Origin of the sequence: Nitrososphaera sp. AFS, assembly GCF_009898475.1 — an archaeon.
Classification (GTDB): Archaea; Thermoproteota; Nitrososphaeria; order Nitrososphaerales; family Nitrososphaeraceae; genus Nitrosopolaris.
The window spans coordinates 20,155-21,024 of sequence record NZ_QURE01000028.1 but is presented as its reverse complement, the minus strand read 5'-3'; the positions used below and the strand labels follow the sequence as shown (position 1 = coordinate 21,024).

The 870-nt window shown below is 35.7% G+C and carries 1 protein-coding gene; it reads right to left on the bottom strand.

Annotation, left to right across the window (positions count from 1 at the left end; all coding sequences use genetic code 11):
* Positions 1-422: 422 nt before the first annotated feature.
* Positions 423-794, bottom strand: coding sequence for a DUF488 domain-containing protein (locus tag DYY65_RS05060; RefSeq protein ID WP_201449339.1), 372 nt, complete (start codon positions 792-794; stop codon positions 423-425).
* Between the last annotated feature and the right edge of the window lie 76 nt (positions 795-870).

The following is an 870-nucleotide window of genomic DNA, read 5'->3' as shown; positions in this document are numbered from 1 at the left end:
TTTTTGGATGGCTCCTTCAAGCCTCTTGGCTCTTCGTATCCAAATCCTCAACAATCTTATCAATCACAATAGTCTTAACAAGTAGATAGATTAAAAGTTAGTTCAGTTTTAGACTATTTACTCAAGGTCGCGGCGACTGCTGGAGTGATCTGACATGGATTCGCTTAGTTTATTGAGGAAAGGGAGATGAACTATCGGAGTATAAAATATCCTTCGCGCCAAGGTTTAGTTCAATTTAATGTAGAGGCTTCTGCTGTTATTGTCAGGAAAACTTTGACAGATTATCCATAAATCAAAAGGAACAGCTGTTTAAACGCCATTAAAAAGAATTTAATGATAGACGTATCAGGCCAGGCGCACACCTAAATCAAGCATCCTAACTTGGGTTCGAAGAGTTTTTGTCTTCATATTTATGTTTGACGTTATTCCTTGATTTTCTTTTCAAGATATTCCTTTAATGCCACTGCATTATTGAATCTCTGTTCCCTCGCACCATACAATAGAGTTATCGGTTGCTCCTTTGCTCTGTCCAGAATCATACCGACTGAAGCTTTGTTGTTATCTAGCTCTTTAAAATAATGATTTTTAAATTTACTCCATTTATTTCCATCATGGGCAAACCATTTCCTTAACGAATTACTCGGACCGATATCTCTTTGCCATAAATCAATTGATACTTTGTCTTTGCTTAGTCCACGAGGCCATAGTTTATCTACTAGTATTCGAAAACTCTTATCTCCGTGTGGCTTGTCATATATCCTTTCGATTCTTATATCCAATTGTGCAAAATTCAATATCCAAAAATAAAAACATTTTGGATTTGCCTGTAATTATTGAAATTAACTATGTATTACCTGTAATACAGAGTCC